The following is a 2,495-nucleotide window of genomic DNA, read 5'->3' as shown; positions in this document are numbered from 1 at the left end:
TGAAAGACCAGCTAATTAAAGTCAAGAGTTTTTAAGAAAAATTTTGAGAAATTTTTTTAGACTCCTGACGTTAATCAAAGGCATGACAACAAGACCACCTAAGTGAAGTAGACATAAAATAGCTGGTCTGAAATAATAAGTTGCTCTTTGAAAACTGAACATCAAGTACAAGTACTATTAAGCTGCTGTATGCTTTGCTGCAAGATTCTTCGCATGCTCTTGGGGGCTACGTAGCTGATAAGGCTTTCTATCCCTCAGAACAGCAAAAATATAATTAACAAGCTTACGCATAACAGCTCCCAAAGCTACTTTTTTAGGTTTGCTCCGGCACTTCTGTTGATAAAACTCCAGTAACACAGGGTTGCAAGCTGTCTTATCCCTCTTGGTACGGATATTGGCAAGAGCAATTGTAAAAAGCACCCTGCGAAGCAGCCTTGAACCCCTCTTAGACATCTTGTTACGTGTACCGGTAAACTCTCCGGACTGCATGACAGAGGGGTCAATGCCGAAATAAGCAACCAGCTTGCCCGGCTTTTTAAAGGCCGAAAAGTCGCCAATCTCCGCAAGAATGGTGGCAGCAGACAGAAGGCCTATGCCGGGAATGCTCTGCAAGAGTTCAAGCGTCAATGCAAGTACAGGCATGTCCTTTGCCAGGTCCTCATCAATCAGCTTATGGATGGCTTTAAGGACTTTCTCCAGGTTTTCCTCCAGGGTTCTGATCATGGAGATGTACACACCGAGCATGGCAATATTTGAGGAATTGTGAATGCTCAAAGGTTCAAAATCTCTGGCCTTGGAGACCAAAAGCTCATACTTTTCAGTTGCCCATTTAAGGCTTTTGTGGGACTTTTCCTGAATCATTGAAATCAGCTTGTTCCTGTCAGCCTTAAGAATATGGGCAGGCGTAGGATACACCTCCAGGACTGCAAGAGCAGCCTTTGAAAAGATGTTGGGGAATACATCCTTAAAGTTTAGCATGAGTTGGTCAACAATACCCGTAAACCTGTTTTTGTAGGCAGTAAGCTCGTCAGAGAGCTTGTAGTACTGGCGGCAAAGGCTCCTTAAGCATTCAATATCCTCATCGAGGATATTAGTAGTTTTAAGCTCCTGAAATCTGTAGAGCAATGCAATTTTCCGGGCATCCACTTTATCATTTTTCACTTTTCTAATTCCAATATTTTTGATAGAATCAGTCTGGATGGGGTTTGTTACTGAAACCTCAAATCCAGCTTTACAAAGTGAATGGAAAAGGATTTTGTGATAGTGCCCGGTGGATTCCATGACGACGAAAGGCCTTGAATCAAAGTCCTTTTCCGTTTTTTTCAGCAATTCAACGGCTCTTTCAACGTCGGTACTGGAATCATGGCGAATCTTCATGCGGGCAATTACTTCATTGGATGGAGAAAGAATCGCCATCTCACTGAAGAACTTGCCCACATCAATGCCTGCAATGGGTCTGAAATTCATTAAAAATGCCTCCTTTACAAGATTGATGGACTTAAAAGCCTCCATTCCTTCCCATGTAAGCAAACAACCTTGCATGTGACACGAGGAACCAGCTTATTAGCTGGCCTCAACCAGCCAAATCATGTAGACTTACCGGAATGGATAAATACTCTTTCACACGGGTAATCGGCCCGCTAAGGTCCGTCCCAGGAGGTGATACACACACCTTCCAAGTCCGGAAGATATTATACATGATTTTCAAGGTTCAGGCCAACAGGTGCTGGCATAATGGCTAAGATGTGAAGCCGTATGATGTGCTTGATGTTTAGAAAAGTATGAAGTTTGAAGTGTTATGTTAACAATGATTTTTAATGGGTCGAACAGTGGCTTCGGTCACTGATTTAATACAATATTAATTGTACAAGGAGGTTTTTAGAATGTTATTAAAATGGAAGGATACTTATAGTTGTAACATAGCCGAGATTGATAATCAGCATAAAAAATTATTTGAATTGGGTTCCAAAGCATTTGAGATTGCCTCACTCAAGGATGAGTATGACCATTATGACAATTTAATCGAAATTTTAGAAGAGTTAAAAGCATACACCATATATCATTTTAATTATGAGGAAAAATTGATGCAGGAAAATAACTTTGATAAGTTTGAAAGCCACAAGATTGAACATGATTTTTTTATAAAAAAAGTTCAAAAGATTGAGAGAAAAGATTTAGAGGGAAAGCAAAATGAGGCGGTACTGGAAATAATTCAATTTATTGCTGATTGGATTTCAAGTCATATTTTAAAAAGTGACATGGAGTATAAGACATTCTTGAATGAAAAAGGTATTTATTGAGCAGGTGTACGTGCATTTAATTTAGTTGACGAATATTATGGAAAGAACTTTGCGAAAAGGCTTAGAGTCTGTTAATAATATTCTTCAGCTAAAAAATATACGCCCTTCCCATATAAAAATATTGCATTTATAAAGGAAAAGTCATATAATCCCATGTTTGACACTTAAATAAGACAAAAATCCTGTAAAGCCTTG

2 protein-coding genes are annotated in these 2,495 nt (G+C 39.3%); one reads left to right on the top strand and one right to left on the bottom strand.

What is annotated here, in order from left to right; translation table 11 throughout:
- Positions 1–177: 177 nt before the first annotated feature.
- Complete coding sequence (locus CIB29_RS05645; RefSeq protein ID WP_094547679.1) at positions 178–1,467, bottom strand: IS110 family RNA-guided transposase; 1,290 nt, start codon at positions 1,465–1,467, stop codon at positions 178–180.
- Between the two features lie 416 nt (positions 1,468–1,883).
- Between CIB29_RS05645 and CIB29_RS05640 the strand changes: the two genes are divergently transcribed.
- Entirely contained in the window at positions 1,884–2,300 is a 417-nt protein-coding gene (locus tag CIB29_RS05640; protein WP_094547677.1) for a bacteriohemerythrin, read from the top strand.
- The last annotated feature ends 195 nt before the right edge of the window (positions 2,301–2,495 follow it).

Source organism: Petroclostridium xylanilyticum, assembly GCF_002252565.1.
In the GTDB taxonomy this organism is placed as follows: Bacteria; Bacillota; Clostridia; order SK-Y3; family SK-Y3; genus Petroclostridium; species Petroclostridium xylanilyticum.
This window is presented reverse-complemented; position numbering and strand designations above follow the sequence as displayed.

Bases quoted from the DNA above. Each gene is read 5' to 3' on its own strand.
- CIB29_RS05645 (WP_094547679.1), bottom strand. From the start codon at position 1,467: ATGAATTTCAGACCCATTGCAGGCATTGATGTGGGCAAGTTCTTCAGT.
- CIB29_RS05640 (WP_094547677.1), top strand. From the start codon at position 1,884: ATGTTATTAAAATGGAAGGATACTTATAGTTGTAACATAGCCGAGATT.